This is a genomic window from Nocardia sp. NPDC004722 (genome assembly GCF_053601505.1).
This window is the reverse complement of sequence record NZ_JBSGBY010000691.1, coordinates 1-4,193: the sequence shown is the minus strand read 5'-3', so window position 1 is coordinate 4,193 and position 4,193 is coordinate 1. Positions and strand designations below refer to the sequence as shown.

General features: G+C 69.2%; 4 protein-coding genes and 1 pseudogene. 4 read left to right on the top strand and 1 reads right to left on the bottom strand.

The features are described 5' to 3' along the window. A pseudogene (locus ACWELQ_RS39915) lies at window positions 1–223 on the top strand (aminotransferase); the annotation flags it as partial. Here ACWELQ_RS39915 and ACWELQ_RS39910 read toward each other — a convergent pair. Next, complete coding sequence (locus tag ACWELQ_RS39910; protein ID WP_452402193.1) at window positions 177–1,091, bottom strand: bile acid:sodium symporter family protein; 915 nt, start codon at window positions 1,089–1,091, stop codon at window positions 177–179. The pseudogene ACWELQ_RS39915 and the gene ACWELQ_RS39910 overlap by 47 nt on opposite strands. Window positions 1,092–1,272: 181 nt before the next feature. On the opposite strand from ACWELQ_RS39910, the gene ACWELQ_RS39905 reads away from it, so the two are divergent. From ACWELQ_RS39905 to ACWELQ_RS39895, 3 genes are all read left to right on the top strand, one after another. Beyond that, window positions 1,273–2,214 (top strand): TIGR04222 domain-containing membrane protein, encoded by a 942-nt coding sequence (locus ACWELQ_RS39905; protein ID WP_452402192.1) that lies wholly within the window; start codon window positions 1,273–1,275, stop codon window positions 2,212–2,214. Next, window positions 2,211–3,077 (top strand): DUF692 domain-containing protein, encoded by an 867-nt coding sequence (locus ACWELQ_RS39900; protein WP_452402191.1) that lies wholly within the window; start codon window positions 2,211–2,213, stop codon window positions 3,075–3,077. The genes ACWELQ_RS39905 and ACWELQ_RS39900 overlap by 4 nt, the downstream gene beginning before the upstream one ends. 68 nt (window positions 3,078–3,145) lie before the next feature. Then, complete coding sequence (locus ACWELQ_RS39895; RefSeq protein WP_452402190.1) at window positions 3,146–4,063, top strand: TIGR04222 domain-containing membrane protein; 918 nt, start codon at window positions 3,146–3,148, stop codon at window positions 4,061–4,063. The last annotated feature ends 130 nt before the right edge of the window (window positions 4,064–4,193 follow it).

Below are 4,193 nucleotides of genomic sequence, written 5' to 3'. Positions count from 1 at the left end.
GGACATCGCACCCGCGCTGGCGCTGGCCGGGATCGTGGCCAAGCGCTATCCGGACGGCAGCGCCCGCATCGCGGTCGGGGATCCCGGCGCGGACCGGGCCGTGCTGCACGCACTGGCGGCGCGGCCGTCGGCGGGCGGGCGTTCGCTGCGGCGCGAGGACAGCCGGTTGCTCTCGCTCACGGCGCGCTACGAGCCCAGCGTTGTGCGAGGGCGGCACAGGTGATCAGCTGAATCTGGTGGAACATCATGAGCGGCAACACGATCAGGCCCACCGGGTGACCGGCGAACAGCACCGTGGCCATCGGAAGGCCGGTGGCCAGGCTCTTCTTGGAACCGCAGAACACCACCACGATCCGGTCGGCGCGATCGAATTTCACGGCCTCGCCGAGGAATCCGGTCGCGGCGATCACGATGGCCAGGATCGCGGCGCACACCAGCGCCAGCGACAGGATCCGCCACGGCGACATGGCGTGCCAGATGCCCTCCACCATGCCCGCGCTGAACGCGCTGTAGACCACCAGCAGGATGGAACCGCGGTCCACCAGCTTGGTCGGCTCGGCGTAGCGGGACAGGAAGCCCTTCACCTTCGGGCGGATCAGCTGGCCGATGAAGAACGGCACCAGCAGCTGCAGCACGATGTCCACCACCGCGGACGGATCGACCTTCGCCTGGCCGGTGGTGTTCATCAACAGGATCACCAGCGCGGGAGTCAGGAAGACGCCCAGCAGGTTCGACACGGTGGCGCTCACGATCGCGCCCGCCACATTGCCCTTGGCGATCGAGGTGAAGGCGATCGAGGACTGCACCGTGGACGGCACCAGGCACAGGAACAGCACACCGGTGTAGAGGTCGCTGGTCAGGATGTGCGGCACCAGCACCCGCGCGGCCAGGCCGAGCAGCGGGAACAGGATGAACGTGCAGGCCAGCACGGTCACGTGCAAGCGCCAGTGCTTGAGGCCCGCCAGCGCCTCCTGGGGAGCCAGGCGGGTGCCGTAGAGCAGGAACAGCAAGCCGATGGCGATCTTCGTCAGCCAGCTCACGACGTCGGCGGCCTCACCCCGGGCCGGGAAGACGCTGGCCAGCACGACCATGGCAAGGATCCCCAGAATGAACCCGTCTATATAGAACTTGCTGAGGAATCGCACCGAAACAGGCTAATCACCCAGACATTCCCGACCTGACACCGCACCCGGTGCTCAGATAACGCAACCCCCGGGCAGCCGCGATACTGGTGGTGATCGACAGTTTCGACGACTCCCGAGGGGAATCGCCATGGTCCAGTGGACCGCCGCGGCCGCCGCCGCACCCGACACCTGGGGGATCTCGGGGCCGGTGTTCATGGTCATCTACGTGATCGCCGGGGTGCTGGCGATCGTCGCCGGGTTCGTCCGGCGTTCCGCCATCCTGCGCATGATCGATCCGGAGTGGCCGCCCGCGGCGCCGCTGCGGCCCACCGAGACCGCCATGCTGATCGACGATCGGCGACCGGTGCTGGCGGGGCTCGCGCAATTGCGCGGCCATCAGATCATCGACTCCACCGGGCGTCCGGTACGCACGCCCACCGAAGCCGAACAGCGCCAATTGGATCCGGTCTCCGGCACGCTCTACGCCCACCTGTTCGGCGCCAAGCAGCCGCGGGTGTCCGAGATGCTCGTCGCTACCGGTTCGGCGGTGGGCGGGCTACGACAGCATCTGATCGCCGGCGGCTACCTCTTCGGCGGCAAACAGCGAAAAGCCCTGTGGACGGCCCGGATTCCGCTGCTCGCGGTGCTGGTGGCGGGTTTCGCCCGGATCTTCTCCTCGTCCGGACATCCGGTCGGCTTCCTGGTGTTCGTCATGGTCGTGCTGGCGCTGTTCGTCTGGGCGGTGGGGCGGCCGACCCGCCTGACCCGGCGCGGCCGCGATACCCTCCTGGCCACCATCGCGAGCAATCGCCATCTGCGTCCCGCCAATGCCCCGGCCTATTCCGCGTACGGGCCCGACAGCGCAGCCTTCGCCGTCGCGCTCTTCGGCGGCATGGCGCTGTGGAGCCTCGATCCGGCGCTCGCCGGAGCCGCCGAGATCGCCGCCGGCGGCGTCGGAAGTGGCGGCAGCAGTTGCGGTTCCGGTTCCAGTTGCGGCAGTAGCGACACCGGGAGCAGCTGCGGGAGCAGCAGCAGCTGTGGCAGCAGTAGCAGTTGTGGCAGCAGCTGCGGCGGAGGCTGCGGCGGATGACCGGTTCACCACTTCCGGCCGGAGCGGTGGGCATCGGCTGGCGGCGCGAGATCTGCGGCATCGTCGCCGATCTGGACGGCATCGGATTCTGCGAGGTGATCGCGGAATCATTGGCGCGCGGCCGACGGTCCGCGATCACGGTGCCCGAGGAACTCGCGGCGCTGATCGAGCGAGGTGTTCCCGCTGTGCCGCACGGCATTTCGCTCTCGCTCGGCGGGGCCGAGCCGGTCGACGAGCAGCGCGTCACCCATCTCGCCGACTGTGCAAGGGCGCTCGGCGCGCCGCTGGCCAGCGAACACATCGCCTTCGTGCGGGCGGGCGGTCTGGAGGCCGGGCACCTGCTGCCGGTGCCGCGCACCCGCGAGGCGTTGGATACCCTGGAACGCAATATCTTCCGCACCAGCCGTCAGCTGGACGTGCCGCTGGCCGTGGAGAACATCGCGACCCTGTTCGACTGGCCCGACGCCGAATACACCGAAGCCGAATTCCTCCAGGAGCTGGTCGAGCGCACCGGGGTGTACCTGCTCCTCGATATCGCGAATGTCTATGCCAACGCCCGCAATACGGGCCGCGACCCCCTCACCGAACTCCTGCGACTGCCCGCCGAACGCCTGGCGTACTGCCATATCGCGGGCGGCCACGAATCCGGCGGCCGCTACATCGACACCCACACCGACGCCGTCCCCGCCGAAGTCCTGGCCCTGGTAGCGGAATTCGCCCCCACCCGCCCGGTACCCCACATGCTCGAGCGCGATGGAAACTACCCGCCCGCACCCGAACTCGTCGCCGAACTGAACGCCATCGCCGCCGCGGCGGGCCGCCCGCCGATCACCGTCTGCTCCACCCCTGTTTCCTGGGGATAACCACGCGGTTCGGACCCGAGCAATACTGGATGGGAGCGACAAATCACGACTCCTGGGGTGGGATTTCGATGTTTCGAGTCGTCGCGGCAGCAGCCGCCTCCGATACCTGGGGGATATCCGGGCCGGATTTCCTCCGCTATTACCTGGCCGTCGCACTCGGTGCGGCGGCGTTGGGATTCGCTTGGCGCACAAAGGTTCTGCGCCGCGTGGATCCGGCGTGGCCGTCCACCGCACCGCTGCGGCCCACCGAAATCGGCATGCTGATCGATGACCAGCGGCCGATATTGGCCGTCCTGGCCCAGTTACGCGCCCATGAGCTCATCGACTCCCGGGGCAATGCGGTGCGTAAACCGAACGAGACCGAGCGGCGAAGCCTGGACCCGGCCACTGCGGAGCTACGCACGCATCTGGGTACGGGTCGGCCCCCGGCCGAGGCGCCGGTCCACGTCAACGCGGCGGTCCAGGTCATGCGGGACGATCTCGTCACGCGCGGCTACCTGCTCGGCGACCGGCAACACGAGGAGCTCTGGTGGGGCGCGATCCCGATCGCCGCGGTGATCGCGGTCGGGGTAGTTCGCGTGATCCACGGCGGTCTGATCAGCCATCATCCCGTCGCCTGGCTGGAGGGCATCATGATCGGCCTGGGTGTCCTGGTCTGGTTGCTGGTCCGCCCGGCGCGGCTGACCCGTCGCGGCCGCGCCGCCCTCGCCGAGGCGCGGGCGCGCAACCGATACCTGCGTCCCGCCAACTCCCCAGCCTTCTCGGCGTACGGGCCCGACTGCGCCGCGCTCGCGGCCGCGCTCTTCGGTGTGGCGTCGCTGCGGGCGCTGGACCCCGCGCTCGCTCGCGCGCTCGCCATCGTCGTCGGCGGCTCGGTCCTGGGCGGCAGCGTCAGTGGCTCATACGGCGGCTCCTCGTGTGGGAGCGGGAGTAGCGGTGGCGGCGGTGGTGGATGCGGTGGCGGCGGAGGAGGATGTGGCGGATGAACGGCACGATCGATGAACCGGCAAGGGAGGCCGGGACACTCGCACATCAGCAAGCCGCGCTGGTGCGGGCGCTGGTAGCCGGGGACCCGGCACCCGAGGGCTTCGACGCGTGTGATCTCGCGGCGACCAC